The organism is Mesorhizobium sp. M0676 (genome assembly GCF_040320535.1).
GTDB lineage: Bacteria > Pseudomonadota > Alphaproteobacteria > Rhizobiales > Rhizobiaceae > Mesorhizobium.
Map to the genome: position 1 here is coordinate 317,206 of NZ_JAMYPU010000002.1, position 13,434 is coordinate 330,639.

A 13,434-nucleotide genomic window follows, 5' to 3' on the forward strand; every position below is an offset into this window, starting at 1 on the left:
GATGAGCAGGGACGATCCATTCGGACTGTCCGAGGATCGGGAGCGGACGCGCATTCGGCTGAGCGGAGCGCCAACGCCGCGCGCCATGCCGCTGCCGGCGTCAGGGGTGACCGCGAAACGCTCCGCGCGCGCGCATCCGAACGTGCTCGTCAACGCGTTCTCGCCGCTGCTGGAATTTGCACCCGAACTCGAAAACGCGCAGCCGCCTGAGAACCCGGAAGCCCTGCGCACCAGGCTGCTCGACGAACTCGTGCGCTGCCGCGACGCCACCATGGCACAGGGATCGTCACTTGAGCGCGCCGACCAGGCCGCGTGGCTGGTGGCCGCGTTGCTCGATGATCTGGCGCTGAACACGCCGTGGGGCGGCGCCAGCGCATGGCCACGCCAGCCGCTGGTGGTGATGCTGCGCGGCGACGTCGATGCCGGCGCGCAGTTCTTCGCCCGTCTTGAAGAGCTGGAGCGCCATCCCAATCGCGACCGCGAAATGCTGGAGTTGCAATATCATTGCATGGCGCTCGGCTTCCGCGGCAAATATCGCGTGCCGGGCCGCTCCGGCGACCGTTCGCTCAATGCCGTGCGTGTGGCCGCGGCGCGCTTCCTGCGCGACAGCGACGCCGAAGGCGCACAGCTTTCGCCCAACTGGAAGGGCGTGATCGCCTCCGACGAGCCGCAGCGCTTCATCGTGCCGATCTGGGTGATGGTTGCGGCAGCGGCGGTGATCGCCACCGCCATCCATATCGGCCTGTCGATGAGCCTGAGCAGCCAGGCGGTCGAGCTTTCGGCGCTGGTTCGCGCCTTGCCGCCGCCGACGCGTACGGATGTCACCCGCGCTTCGCCGAAGGTCGACGCGCCGCCGCCGGTGGCGGTGGATTTCGCGCTGCTGCCGGAATTCCAGGCGGCAGCACCCGACGAGCTCAAGAGAGCGCTGAGCGGCACGGAGAGCGTGTCGCTGGCGCGGCTGGTCATCCAGGCCTCCAATCCCGAACTCTTCCAGTCGTCGCGCGCGCAGCTGACAGACGGCTTCGATCCGCTCATCGCCTCGGTCGCCAAGGTGATCCTCGAGAACCAGGAGCTGATCGGCGATATCACCGTGGTCGGCCACACCGACGGCGTTCCGTTGCAGAAGACCAACCCACTGTCCACCAACCAGCGGCTGTCGGAAGCCCGCGCCGCGGAAATTGCCGATATCCTGATTCAGAACGGCGTGCCGAAGGAGCGCGTGCGCTCCGAAGGCCGGGCCGCCACCGATCCGGTGGCCGACGACGGCACACGCGAAGGCCGGGCCTTGAACCGCCGCGTCGAAGTGCTGGTCGAAAAGAGGCTGTGACATGTTCATCCTGCGCTTCCTCTGGGCGGTCCTGACTTCGCGTTTCCTGTGGACGCTGATCGGCCTGGCGCTGCTGTCGCTGATCATCTGGGTATTCGGCCCGATCGTACGGGTCGGCGACTATGTGCCGATGGCGTCGGAGACGGTGCGCATCGTCATCATCGCTCTTCTGGTGATCTTCTGGCTGATCTGGCTGATCGTCGCGCAGCGCCGCGCGATCCGCGCCAACCGCATGTTCGTCGCCGAGATTTCCGCCCCGGTCGAGGAAAAGCGGCTCAGCCCGGGCGAGGAAAACGTCGCCGCGGTCGGCGCCAAGTTCCAGGACGTCATGGTCGAGTTGAAGCGCCGCAAGCTCGGCGGCCGCAAGTTCCTGCGCGAGATGCCGTGGTATGTGATCGTCGGCCCCCCGGCGACCGGCAAGACGACGGCATTGCGCCAATCCGGCCTCAACTTTCCGATCGACCTCACCGACGATCTGCAGGGCATCGGCGGTACCCGCAACTGCGACTGGTTCTTCTCCGAAAACGCAGTGATGATCGACACCGCCGGGCGCTATGTCCAGCAGGAAAGCCAGCCCGATGTCGACGCCGTGGAATGGCTGGGTTTCCTCGATCTGTTGAAGAAGCATCGTGGCCGTCGTGCGCTGAACGGCGTCATCGTTGCGCTTGGGATCGACGCGCTGTCCGAGGGCGACGAAGCCGTCAAGGCGCATGGCCGCAAGATCCGCAGGCGCCTGGCCGAGCTCGAAGAGCGGCTGGAAATCCGCCTGCCAGTCTATCTGATGCTGACCAAGGCCGATCTGATCAGAGGCTTCGAGGCCTTCTTCGGCGGCCTGTCGACGGCGGCGCGCGAACAGGTATGGGGGACGACCTTCCCGCTCGATGCACGCGTCGACGCCAAGACGATCGCGGGCGAAATCACGACGCTGTCGAGGGAGCTGGAAAAGCGACTGGTGCCGCGGCTGGAAGACGAGGATAAGCTGGCCGAACGGGCCGAGATCTTCCGCTTTCCCGCACAGCTGCAAAGCCTGTCCGAGCCCATCCAGGTGCTGGTCGAGGCGATGTTCGGCGAGAGCCGCTACGAGGAGGCAGCCTGGCTGCGCGGCCTCTATCTGACCTCGGCGACCCAGGAAGGCGCGCCGATCGACCGGCTGACCGCGGCGCTCGCCTCCTCCTTCGGCCTGCCGGCACGACGCACGATGCCGGCGCAGCGCTTCGAGAAGCGCAGCTTCTTCCTCAAGAACCTTTTGACCGAGGTGATCTTCAAGGAGGCCGGGCTCGGCACCTTCGATCCGCTGGCGCAGCGCCGCCGCAGCTGGGTCTGGCGCGGTGCCGCCGCTGCCAGCGCGGCTGCGGCCATACTCGCCGGCGGCCTGTTCACCTGGTCCTACTACGACAATCGCAACGCCATCGCCGCGCAAGCCGGCCAGTTCGAAGCGCTGCAGGCGCCGCTGACGTCGACCGCCGCGACGCCCGCCTCGGTGCTGCAGCCGGCTATGGACGTTGCCCTGACCGCCATGGACGAAGTCGCCAATGCCAGGACTGCGCCTCCGAACAAGGCACAGGACCTGCTCGGACCATCGGCTTCGGCCGAGATGATGCGGGCGCAGACCGACACCTATGACCACGCTCTGCGCAACGTGCTGGAGCCGCGGATGGTGGCGTTGCTCGAAGCGACCATGTGGCGGCAGATCCGCGATCCGGACTTCATGCTGGGGGCGCTCAAGACCTACCGCATGATGACCGGCCTGTCTCAGATGGACTCCGACTTCGTCGAGAATTGGTGGGTGAACGACCTGCCCGAATTCGCGCCGGCCGCGCCCTTCCCGACAGCCGATGCGGAAGAACACCAGCTGGCAGCGATCCGCCGCATGGCGGTCGACGACAGCTACATCGCGCCCGACCAGGCGCTGGTCGCCGAAGCGCTGAAAACGGTCTGCACGATCTCGCTGCCGGCGCGGGCCTACAAGCAATTGCTGGCCGATCCGGCGGTGGCCGGATTGAAGGAATGGATCCCCGCCAATTTCGCCGGGCCGAACGGCGCCAAGGTGTTTTCGCGACGCTCCGACAAGACGCTGCGCGTCGGCATATCAGGCGCCTTCACATATGACGGCTTCCACGATGCGATCCTCGACCGGGTCGAGGATGTCGCCGCCCAGGCGGCACTCGACCGCGCCGTGTTTGCCGGCGGCTGCTCGGAAAATTCCGAGACGTCGGTGTCGGCGCTGTCGGAAGATATCCTGAAGCTCTACTATGACGATTACATCGCGCAGTGGGACAGTTTTTTGCGCGACATGCGGCTGGCGCCGCTCAGCGACCTCAACATTGCCAGCGAGAATCTGAAGGACCTTTCCAGCGCCGATTCCGCGCTGAAGCGGCTGTTGACGGCGGTGGTCCAGGAGGTCGACCTCACCCGCTCGGACGAGGCGCCGACCGACGACAAGGCGGCGGCGAAGGGCGGCTCGAAACTGCTGGGCAAACTCGGCAAGCTGGGCAAGATCGTCAAGACCGGCGCCAAGCTGTTGCCGCGCGCAGGCTCGGCGAGCGAAGTCGACCTGACCGGCACGCTGGTGGCCGAGCACTTCAAGCCGCTCAAGAGCACGATTGCCGAGGTCGACGGCCAGCCGCCGGCGCTCGATGCCGCGGTCGTCGCGCTGACGGCGCTGTCCAACGTGCTGCAGACGGTGACCGCCAATCCCGACCCGCAGGACGCGATCAAGAAACAGGGCGGGCTTGCCGAACTGACCGGCGCCGTCGCCCGCCAGGCGCAAATCCTGCCCGACCCGGTCAACACCTGGCTTAGCGGCATTGCCGGCGACACCAGCGGGTTGACGCAGAAGGCCGTGGCCTCCGAGCTCAACGCCATCTGGCGCGCCGACATCCTGCCCTTCTGCCAGGCCGCGCTCAACGACCGCTATCCGTTCAGCCCCGACAGCGCGGTCGACGTCAACGTGCGCGACTTCGCCCGCTTGTTTGGGCCGGCAGGGATGATCGACGGCTTCATCAACGACCATCTCATCAGCTATGTCGACACCTCTGCGCAGCCATGGAAATGGCGTGCCGATTTCGGCCTCGACCCGTCCGCACTTGCCGCCTTCGAGCAGGCCCGGCGCATTCGCGACGATCTCTTTCCCGGCGGCCAGGGCCCGGTGATGGCCTTCACACTCGAGCCGACCGACCTGTCGCCCAACATCACCCGCGTCACCCTCAACCTCGACGGCCAGAACCTGGTCTACTTCAACAATGCGACGCGGCCGCAGCCGATGACCTGGCCCGGCAAGGACGGCACCGGCGTTATCTCGCTCGCCTTCCAGCCGATCGACGGCTCGCCCGAAATCATGCTCAACGAGACGGGAAGCTGGGCGTGGCTGAGGATGCTGCGCGGCGGCCGCTTCACCGGGACGTCGCTGTCCGATGTCTACAGCCTGCGGCTGGGGACGAAAGGCATGTACGCCGATTTCAAGCTCAAGGCGGCGAGTGTCGAAAATCCCTACAACCTCCAGATGTTCAAGAAATTCTCATGTCCGCCGCAGATATGAACACCGGCTTCTTCGGCAAGATTCCGGCGACCGGAGATTTCGTCGCCGTAAACCTGCCGCGGACCTTCATCGACCGCTGGGACCGCTGGATGTCGATGGAGTTGCGTGAGAGGCCCGACGAGGGGGAATTGGATTCGCGTGTTTGGCGCTTCATCGTCAAGAGCGGCATTTTCGGCGACCGGCCCTGTGCCGGCGCATGGCGCATGAGCGAGGACCGCGTGGGACGCCGCTATCCGTTCGCGATCATCGGGATTGGGGCTACACCGGCACCTGACGATGCATGGTTCGACGGCGTTGCGTCAATCGTTGATGAAGCGGTCGAATTGCAGAGGACGCAGTCCTGGATAGCCGAAGGCTTGGCCAACCTTGCCGCGCCCAGCAACAGCCATGGCGATCCGAACCGGATTGGCTTCTGGCTCGACGACTGGTCGGTGCATGAGTTCGCGTTCTCGGATATTCACGACCTGGCGGCCAACGCCCTGCCGAAAATGCGCGCCCCGCGCCCTGAGACGGAATAGCTCTGATGGGCAGCACAGTCTTTGCTGAAGGCATGGGCTTCTTCCACAAAGGAAGCGGCGGCAAGGGCGTGGCGCCGGGAGATGTGTGCTTGAGCCCGCCTTCCCCGCCGGCAGGCCCGGTTCCGGTTCCATACGTCAACATGCTGTCTTCCAGCGATCTCACCAAAGGCAGTAAGAGCGTCAAGATCGAAGGCAATCCGACCGCGCTCGAAAGCTCGTCGGAGGTTGCGACCAGCACCGGCAACGAGCCGGCCACCCAAGGCCTCGGCGCGGGGGTCATAACGCACAAGATCAAGGGCAAGGGAGTGTTCAAGCTCTGGTCGTTCGTCGTCAAGGTGGAGGGTAAGGGTGTCTGCCGCCATGGCGACACCATGGAGCAGAACACGGCAAGTCCACTCCCGAACACCATCGATACCGCCGCCTTGGTCAACTTCCGCAATGCTCTTCTGGTGAAAGAGAAGAAGAAATGCACGACCGATTATTGCTACGACGATCATTACACCCAGCCAACAGGCCCGCAGAAAGCCAAGGTTCAGAACCGGCCATGCTGGGAATGCAAACGTAACCTTGACAGGTTGAAGAAACGCACGACCGGCAAGAACAAGACCGCGATCAAGCGACTGGAGGCCAAGGTCAACCGGCAAATTTCGGGGAAGGAAGCCCCGCTGATCGCCGATCACCAGCCGACGCAGAAGGCAGCGTGGTACGCGGGTGGATGCAATATAGAGATCGTCCCACAAGGCTTCAAGGATGCGATGAAAGCGCTTTACGTCAGGCCGCATTGCTCCAGCCACAGCAACAGCCAGCCGGGCCGGCAGTCGAAGGTGGACAACAAGGCGATTAGGAAGTTCATGAACGCTCGGGGGATCTAGGCGATGAGTGCAACGGGTTTTGCCGATCTCGACGCTGACTATACGGCGATAATCGATGCGTGGACCGCAGAGCTCCACGCCGTCATGCCGGCGATCGAGGAATGGTGGGGCGCACTGCAGCAGCGCCTGAACGCCTCCGGTGAGAACATAGCCAATCTGCATTGGCCCGCCGGGCTGGTGGCCCATCCACGGATTCTGGCGATCTACCGCAAGCACTACTTCAAGGTTCACGGCCTGAACCTTGAACGGTACGCCCGACAGACCGATGATGACGACGAGGACGATGAATCGAACTGGGGTGAGGATGGCGACGAAGCGGACGCCAGCGGTCCCGTGCCGCCCAATCTGCTGCTGGTCGAAATGATGTCCGAATACGACACGGAACTATTCAAGTACTTCAAGTACTTCGTCTATGTCCCGATCGGCGAGGATCCATCTCTCGAAATGTGCTGAGGCTAGAAGAAGATGGCAATGCGGATTGATCATAGTGTCGAACTCGGCCTGAACCGGCTTCTCAACGCACCCCAGGACGTTGTCGGTCCCGATCATGGAATCCGCCTTTCGCGCCGCGAGGCCTCTGCTGCCTATAGGTCCCTGTTCAAGGCCTACCTCGCTGACTTGCAGGAGACGTTCGAGGTGGCTTCCGAGATCTGGGAAGCTGGCCTCGACGAACTGGTCGATGGCGGCCTGACCGTCAATCAAGCGATCACGGCCCAGCTGGATGATGCAGCGGCCGGCCCGGCGAATCATCCGGCGGTGGTGTGGCTCGTGCGGGAATACTGGCTGCGATGCGTTGCGGTGGGGGAAACGCTGCCCGCGGCCGACCGCCTCGCGCCTGAGGTGTTCCTGCTGCAATGGGTCGTCGATGAAGGCAACAAGGAATATGTAGAACTGCTGACGGCCATGCCCTATTGGCCGATCGGGCTTGATGAAAACGGCCGGTGGTGCTGAACGATGGCCTTCGATGTCTGGCTGGAAAACAGGACACCCTTCGCCGCCGCGACGCACGTCCAATTGAATGCTGACGGCCAAGAAACTCTGATTGTCATGCTGTCGGCAAGTTTCACGGCGACGGATGAAGGAAAGGAATTCCAGCCAGCGGCCGAACAGGTGCCGGTGATCTTTGGCGATGAGCCTTTTGGCGATCCGGCCCTTTCATCGACCCGCTACGAAGCGGACATCGCGCCCGTCAAGCCTGGCGCCGAGGTGATCGTGAATGGCGTCGCGCACGCGCCGGATGGAAGGCCGGTACGCGAGATGCAGGTTGGCCTGCGTGTCGGTAACTCGATCCGCAAGGTATTGCAGGTCGTCGGGGACCGGATCTACGACTCCGGCGGCTACAGCGCACCGGCGCCTTTCCGGACCATGCCGATCGTCTATGAACGCACCTATGGCGGCACTTTGGAAGACTTGCGCACGGACCAGCGCAATCCAGTCGGCGTGGGGTACCATAACGCCCGGTCTGCAGATCCTGCGGTCAGAACCGAGGCGCCCAACGTCATGTATCCGGGCGAAGCGCAAGCCCGACCTGGGGAATCCCTGAGGCCGGCGGGATTCGGGACGATTGGCCGGGGCTGGCAACCGCGCCTGGCTTTCGCCGGAACCTACGACAAGGCTTGGCTCGAATCCCAATGGCCGCTCGCTCCCAAAGACTTCGACACGCGGCATTATATGTGCGCCCCAGCCGATCAGCAGATGGCCGGCATCGGCAACGGCGAGGATATCACGGTGATCGGCCTGACGGCTTCGGGCAGATGGGATTTCCGCCTGCCGCGCATCACGGCCCCGCTTCGGCTCATTTATGACGATCGTGTAGAAGAAAACGCGTTCAAGCCTGACACCGTGCTCATCGAGCCTGACTTGAAGCGCGTGACCCTTAAGGCTCGTTTGGCAGTGGTAATCCGGCGCAACGTGCCGGCGCTGCGGGAAATCGCCTTCGGCCACATTTCTCCTGTTTGGATCAATGCGCGCCGCAAGCGAAAACTCTATCTCAATCTTCTCGGCGGCGACGGGGCCCTGCGCGATCGCTCGGCGTGGCAGCCGTGAAGCGGCCGCTCTACATCTCGGTTGGTGGCGCCGTCACGCCTGCTGGATTGAACGCGCGCCAGACCATCTCAGCCATTCGCGCCAACCTGTCAGCATTTCAGGAGGTGCCTCTTTCAGAGCCGTTTCCCACCACACAGATCGTGGCACGCATTCCAGCCAAGGCGGGCCTGCGACGCAATGACGGGGTATGGCTCGCCAGCATGGGCGCCCGCGCTCTCAAGGAGGCGATGCTCGACAACAAGGCAACGCCGGACCACACCGCTGTTCTGCTCGCGCTGCCGGAGAGTTTCCGCGACCATCCGGCGTATGAAGAGGTCGAGCGGGGGCGCCTTTTGAATGCCATTCTCGAGCGATGCGGCCTGCGCTTCAATGCCGGCTCGCGCGTATTTGACGGCGGTGCCGCAGCCAGCGCCGGACTGCTCGACTATGCCGGCGACATGCTAGAATCCGGGACCGTCGCGCAGGTGCTGCTGGGTGGTGTGGACAGCCTCGTCAACGGGACCGACATTGCGCGCTTGATGCGAGCCAATCGTCTGAAATCCGAAAACAATGCTCAAGGGGCAGTCCCTGGCGAGGGCGCTGTCTTCGTGCGCCTGACGCGAGCGCCGGGGAGCGGGCCGGCTGCAATGATTTGCGGGGCGGGCCTGGCTCAAGAGATCGACAGCGTTCTTTCCGAACGCCAGAGTCAAGGCCGTGCGATGGTGGCTTCGCTGCTTGCTGCCTTCAGCGGGTCCGGACCCAAGGAACCCGATATCGAGTTCGTTGTCAGCAATGGAAACGGGGAACGGTACAGCGGGCTCGAACAACTGGTCGGTCGCTCGCGCTTCTACCGCACGCACCGCGAGATATTCCCGACAGCCTACCCTGCGATGACGGTCGGCGACATTGGAGCCGCTAGTGCGGCACTTGTTCTGATGCTGGCGGCCGACAGTTTTATAAGCGGTTACGCGCCGGGCCGCGTCGCAGCCTGCGAGCTTGCATCCGAGGGTGGCAACCGGTCGGCGATCGCGCTTACCGACCTCCGCCAACGCTGAACGAAGGGACAAGCCTTCCCTCGGCGAAAGCGATCACATCCACGCCGGGAACTTGCGTGTCCTGCGCCAGTCTGCCAGCGGCGCCTCGGGCGTGGCGATTGCCGCGCGCAACGCATCCACCCTGAGCCTGCGCATCGAACGGAACAGACGATGGTTGCGCCCGCCGCGCCCTTCGTCCCACCATGCTTCGACGCGATCGGCGGCCGGCAGCGAGCTGTCGTCGAGTTGGGCAAAGCCCTCGCCAAGAACAGCTGGATCGGCAACGAAAAGGTCGGTGTCGCCGAAGTCCACCTCGAACAGATCGCGAAGTGCTGCACCCGCTGCGGATGCCAGTTCCGGCTCGCGCATCTTCTCGATCAGCCACGGCACCACCGCTTGGTCGCCGAGCAGCCCGATCGATGCCGTGGCCGCGATGCGCAAGACAGGCTGTCCGAGACGTGATTGCAGCCAGGCCTTGCCGGCCTTCGGCGGCGTCGTCAGCAGGCGCAACTCGATCGCCGCCTGCGCATGGTCCGTCTCCGTCAGCACGATCTTGTCGATCACCGAGTGCGCGGACCGAGCCTCGCCAAGCAGGCAAGCAGCGAAGGCGGCCGCAAGACGTTCTTTCGTTGTCTCGCCGTCAAGCCCAGCCAGGACTTCCGGAAGCAGGTCGCGCCGCCTGAGCACGCCGGCGAGCCGGACGGCGCGCCAACGCACGTTCGCATTGGAATGGCTGGCCAGATCATGCAGGCGCTGTCCCGGATCGACGCGATGATGCCAGAGCGCAGATAGCCCAAGACAGCGCAGCCGCGCGTCGCGCGTGTCCAGCCACTGCGCCACGAACGGGCGCAGGTTTTCGCCCGGCGTGCGCGCGATCGCGGCAGACAGGCTCGATATGCCGGCGTCACCTAGGCTTGCGCCCGCGTCGATTGCAGAGGTCACCAATTTGGCATCGCTCCAACGCATTGCCAGAGTGCCAAGCACGAAAATCTCGCCCGGTTCGGCGTAGTCGGCGAAGCGCGCTTGAGCAGCTTCCCAACCGGCCTTGCCGGCTGCCATGAGCCCTTCGAGATTGGCTTCGAGACGCTGGTCGATGCGGCCGATATCGGTCTCGTCGAGGATTGGACCGTCGATCTCCAGACGACGTCGAAGCCACAGGAACGCCGCGTCCTCGGCGTGTTGGTCCACGATCGCCGCAATGGTCGCGATGCTGTGCATCGGCAATGCCTCAGTTAAGATGCACGGCCCCGCCGCGGATGCGGTTGGTGCCACTGGCCTGGCTGGTCAACTGGGTGCCACGAATGGTCACGCGTCCATTCTTCTCCAGAATGATCGATGCCAGGCCGCAGCGCAGTTCAATGCGCTCATCGCCGTTGATGACGACACGTTCGCCGTCGCGGACGACTTCGAGGCTCCTGCCGCGGGGCGCAGGATCGACGATGCGCCCGACCACCAGCGGCCGCGCCGGGTCGCCGCCCTCGAAGAGCAAAGCCAGTTCGGATCCGACGGCCGAAACGTCCAGCTCCGTCAGGCTGCGCGCCGCTATCGCGGTCTCGCGCGGATTGCCGACGAAGACAACCAGCGGCGCCCCGCCTTGGAAGCCGATCAGCAGGCCGATCACGACGCCGTCGATACGCTCCAGCACTTCCATGATGATGCCCTCAATTGTTGTTGATCGTGCTGCCCTTGACGATCACCTCGCCGTCGGCCTTGACGGTGATCTTGCCGCTGCCCTTGAGGGTAATATCCTTCCCATCAGCGACAATGGTGCCATCCTTTTTCATCGTGATCGAGGCCGAACCGCATTTGAGCGTGATCGAGTCGGCCGCCTCGATCATCAGATTCTTGCCGACCTTGATCACACTGTCTTCGGCTATCTGGATTCCGCTGCCTTTGCCGACCTTGAGCGCGTGCCCGCCGCCGACATCGGTTGCGTCGTCCGCAGCGATTTTTGCCGACCTGCCCTTGCCGATCTGCGACGACTGTGCCCCGCCGATGGTGAAACTCTGATCGGCGCCAACATTGACGCTTTGCGCCGCCGCGATGTTCCAGCTATCAGCCGCGCCGATATCGTGGCTCTGCGCAGCACCTACGGTGACCGACCGCGTCGCACCGATCGTGTTCGTCTGCGGACCGCCCACAGTTCGGGTCTCGGATGCTCCGACCGAATCGACCCGGGCCGCGCCAACGGTCACTGTCTGGACGATTGCAACCGTCTGGGTGTGGTTGGCACCTATGGTCTCCGTGGAGTTCGAGCCGATGTTGATCGTCTCATCGACCCCCACCGTCAGTGAGCGGTTCTTGCCCACCGTCTCGGTGTCGTTCGACCCGATATTGGTGGTCTGGTCGACACCGACCTTGACCGTCTTGTTGTTGCCGACGTCCTCGTCGAGGTTGTGGCCGACGGAGTGCTTGGCGTCGTGGTCGATGCGGTCGGACTGGTCGTGCTGGACCAGCTTCTGGCGATCATTCTTGATCAGAAGGTGGTGGTCCTTCTGCGCCTGGAAGTTGACCAGCTCCGAGCCGGCCTTGTCCTCGAACATCAGTTCGTTGTAGCCGCCACCGCCCTTCGACGAGTTGGACTTCCAGCCGGACTGCGTGGCGTTGCCAGGCAGTCCGTAGGGCGGCATCTGCGAGGCGTTGTAGACCCGGCCGGTGATGATCGGCAGGTCCGGATTGCCTTCGATGAAATCGACGATGACTTCCTGCCCGATGCGCGGGATCTGGATGAAGCCCCAGCCGCTGCCGGCCCAGGTCTGCGACACCCGCACGAAGCAGGAGCTCTTCTGGTCCTTCTTGCCGAGGCGGTCCCAGTGGAACTGCACCTTCACCCTGGCATATTTGTCGGTGAAGATCTCCTCGCCGGACGGACCGACCACGGTCGCCGTCTGCGGGCCGCGCATGATCGGCCTTGGCGTGATGCGCGGCGGCCGATAAGCAACTGAGGTCGGCGCCACACCGAGCACCACCTTGAAATTCTCGCCATCGGTGTCGACGCCGGCGCGATAGCCCGGATCGAACAGCCGGTACTCGGCGCTGATCACCAGATACTCCTTGTTCTGGTCGTCGCGCGGAAAGCCGTCGAGCTTGAAGGTGCAGCCGGAGAACAGGCCGCGCACGGTGCCGACAGCGGCAATGCGCATATGCGGCGCCTGGATTTCTTCGCGCCTGATCGCCGCCAGGCTGTCGCCGCGCCCGACTTCCAGATGCGCGCCGGGGTGGCGATAGTTCTCGCCCGCGGCCTGCTTGTGGCCGAAGGGCTGCGCCGACTTCGCCATCAAATCGGCGGCGGGTTTTTCGAAGTCATAATCGGTGTGGGCATAGGCGCCGGGGCGCACCGCGCTGCCTGGAATCCAGTCGGTGATGTACTCGACGTCGCGGCGCGAGCCCTGCCCTTCGAACTGATAGAGCACCGTCTCATAGCCCGGCGCTGGCTTCAGCTTGCTCATGGCGTCGGCCAGGATCAGTGTGTGCTCACCCTCGGCATGCTCGAAGAAGTACATTATGCCTTCGTGCTCGAGCAGCCGCTGCACGAAATCGAGGTCGCTCTCGTCGTATTGCACGCAATATTCGCGCGGCGGATAGGAGCCTTGTAAGCGCTTCTCGAACTTGGCGATGCCGCCATATTTGGAGAAAATCTCCTCCACGATCTCGACGGCGGTCTTGTCCTGGAAAATGCGGCAGTCGGTGGTATTGCCGAGGAACCACAGCCACGGCCTGACGACCGCCTCATAGTGAGCCAGCCGATCTTCGATGCGGGTAAGGCGAAACTCGGCGATGAGGCCGCTGAACCAGCGTTTGGGGTCGGCCTCCCCTTCGATCGAAACGGCGCCGCCCAGCATCTTCAGCGGGTCGATATCGGCGTTGGTCGAGACAAATCCAACGGTGTAGGCAAGGCAGCGGCTGATCTCGTCGCGGCCGACGAGATGCGTGAAAGTCAACAGTTCGGCGCCGACCGGCGTCTGCACAAGCGCGGCGCGTTGTTCACTCGGCATGGGTCGTGCCCCTCCTGAGCGCTAGTGTGGCAGGTTCGAAGCCCTTCTTGTGTTAACGACCTCACGTTCAGGGATATTTCGCAACTTGCCACCCAAGCCATGTTGAGCCTACCACATGTTCTATG

Annotated in this window: 11 protein-coding genes; 8 read left to right on the top strand and 3 right to left on the bottom strand. The window is 63.9% G+C overall.

The features are described 5' to 3' along the window. Nucleotide 1 precedes the first annotated feature (1 nt). The 8 genes from icmH to NKI35_RS03580 are packed head-to-tail and all read left to right on the top strand — an operon-like array spanning nucleotide 2 to nucleotide 9,335. Nucleotides 2–1,327, top strand: a complete 1,326-nt coding sequence (gene icmH, locus NKI35_RS03545; RefSeq protein ID WP_023804377.1) for a type IVB secretion system protein IcmH/DotU — start codon at nucleotides 2–4, stop codon at nucleotides 1,325–1,327. A gap of 1 nt (nucleotide 1,328) precedes the next feature. Then, nucleotides 1,329–4,865, top strand: a complete 3,537-nt coding sequence (gene tssM, locus NKI35_RS03550; RefSeq protein WP_023830355.1) for a type VI secretion system membrane subunit TssM — start codon at nucleotides 1,329–1,331, stop codon at nucleotides 4,863–4,865. Beyond that, nucleotides 4,862–5,383 (top strand): type VI secretion system-associated protein TagF, encoded by a 522-nt coding sequence (gene tagF, locus NKI35_RS03555; protein WP_023699761.1) that lies wholly within the window; start codon nucleotides 4,862–4,864, stop codon nucleotides 5,381–5,383. Before tssM ends, tagF begins: the two co-directional genes overlap by 4 nt. A gap of 5 nt (nucleotides 5,384–5,388) precedes the next feature. Next, the gene (locus NKI35_RS03560) at nucleotides 5,389–6,255 is read left to right on the top strand and encodes a DUF4150 domain-containing protein (RefSeq protein ID WP_023682619.1); all 867 of its coding nucleotides are present in this window, start codon (nucleotides 5,389–5,391) and stop codon (nucleotides 6,253–6,255) included. Between the two features lie 3 nt (nucleotides 6,256–6,258). After that, entirely contained in the window at nucleotides 6,259–6,708 is a 450-nt protein-coding gene (locus NKI35_RS03565) for a hypothetical protein (RefSeq protein WP_023682620.1), read from the top strand. 18 nt (nucleotides 6,709–6,726) lie between these two features. Next, a complete protein-coding gene (locus NKI35_RS03570; protein ID WP_023682621.1) occupies nucleotides 6,727–7,206 on the top strand; it encodes a hypothetical protein in 480 nt (159 codons plus the stop codon). A 3-nt stretch (nucleotides 7,207–7,209) separates the two neighbouring features. Continuing rightward, the gene (locus NKI35_RS03575; protein WP_352738582.1) at nucleotides 7,210–8,301 is read left to right on the top strand and encodes a DUF2169 family type VI secretion system accessory protein; all 1,092 of its coding nucleotides are present in this window, start codon (nucleotides 7,210–7,212) and stop codon (nucleotides 8,299–8,301) included. Next, on the top strand, nucleotides 8,289–9,335 hold the full coding sequence (locus NKI35_RS03580) for a hypothetical protein (protein WP_352738584.1): 1,047 nt from the start codon (nucleotides 8,289–8,291) through the stop codon (nucleotides 9,333–9,335). Before NKI35_RS03575 ends, NKI35_RS03580 begins: the two co-directional genes overlap by 13 nt. 33 nt (nucleotides 9,336–9,368) lie before the next feature. On the opposite strand, the gene NKI35_RS03585 is transcribed toward NKI35_RS03580, so the two are convergent. From NKI35_RS03585 to NKI35_RS03595, 3 genes are read right to left on the bottom strand one after another with little or no spacing between them, the layout of a single operon-like run. After that, a complete protein-coding gene (locus tag NKI35_RS03585; RefSeq protein WP_023704807.1) occupies nucleotides 9,369–10,532 on the bottom strand; it encodes a hypothetical protein in 1,164 nt (387 codons plus the stop codon). Nucleotides 10,533–10,542: 10 nt separating this feature from the next. Then, nucleotides 10,543–10,968: a DUF6484 domain-containing protein gene (locus NKI35_RS03590; protein WP_023682625.1), complete on the bottom strand. Its 426-nt coding sequence runs from the start codon at nucleotides 10,966–10,968 to the stop codon at nucleotides 10,543–10,545. 7 nt (nucleotides 10,969–10,975) lie between these two features. Then, nucleotides 10,976–13,309, bottom strand: a complete 2,334-nt coding sequence (locus NKI35_RS03595) for a type VI secretion system Vgr family protein (RefSeq protein ID WP_352460800.1) — start codon at nucleotides 13,307–13,309, stop codon at nucleotides 10,976–10,978. Nucleotides 13,310–13,434: the final 125 nt, after the last annotated feature.